1 protein-coding gene and 1 pseudogene are annotated in these 803 nt (G+C 72.2%); one reads left to right on the top strand and one right to left on the bottom strand.

Annotated elements, in window-relative coordinates; all coding sequences use genetic code 11:
- Nucleotides 1-525 (bottom strand): RNA polymerase sigma factor (locus V7E45_RS40380; RefSeq protein ID WP_333779261.1); only part of this gene is annotated, 525 nt, incomplete at its 3' end.
- Between the two features lie 106 nt (nt 526-631).
- Here V7E45_RS40380 and V7E45_RS40375 point away from each other — a divergent pair.
- Nucleotides 632-803 (top strand): annotated as a pseudogene (locus tag V7E45_RS40375) (cytochrome ubiquinol oxidase subunit I); the annotation flags it as partial.

Raw genomic sequence — 803 nt, 5'->3', positions numbered from 1 at the left:
GGCGGGGGGCGGGGCCGCCACGGCGGGCCGCATGCGGTCGATCTCGGCCCGCAGGCGGCCGCGCGCCCGGTGCAGGCGCATGGCGGCGGCCCGGCTGCCGCAGCCCAGCGCCACGGCGATCTCGTCGGCGCCGAGTTCCTCCCAGGCCGCGAGCCGCAGCACCTCCTGGTCCGCCGGGGAGAGCCGGTCCAGGGCCTCGTGCACCCAGGAGCCGGGGCCTTCGGCGTCGGGGCTGCCGACGATGTGCCGGCCGTGCGCGGTCTCGTCGTTGCCGATCCGGTTCACCAGCCGGCGCCGGCGTCCGTAGCCGCGTACCGCGTTCGCCAGGCAGTTGCGTGCCACCCCGTACAGCCAGGGCAGCGGTGCCTCGGGCAGGTCGCCCCAGCGGCGCCAGGCGACCGTGAACACCTCCGCCACCACTTCCTCCACCTCGTCGGCCCGCCCCATGAGTCGCCTGGCGACATAGCGGCTGACCGCCCAGTAGTGCTCGCGATAGGCAGCGGCGAAAGTCTCGTCGTTGCTCATGTTCCGTTCGTGTCCGGCACCGTCCGGATCGTCACACCCTTCTCGCGTGATGCTCGTCGCGCCGCCCGAGTGTGACCGACGCGCGGCCCGCGGACACAGGCGGGGCGTGAAGAGGATCAGAGACACCAGGGCCGTACAGTGGCTCACCACCACCGATCACAAGACGATCGGGACGCTCTACTTGGTCACGTCGTTCGCGTTCTTCCTGATCGGCGGCGTGATGGCGCTGCTGATGCGTGCCGAGCTGGCGCGTCCGGGCCTGCAGATCATGTCGAACG

Origin of the sequence: Streptomyces sp. IBSBF 3136 (assembly GCF_036815105.1) — a bacterium.
GTDB lineage: Bacteria > Actinomycetota > Actinomycetes > Streptomycetales > Streptomycetaceae > Streptomyces.
Note: the sequence above shows the minus strand (reverse complement) of the source record. Positions and strands in the feature narration are given on the sequence as shown.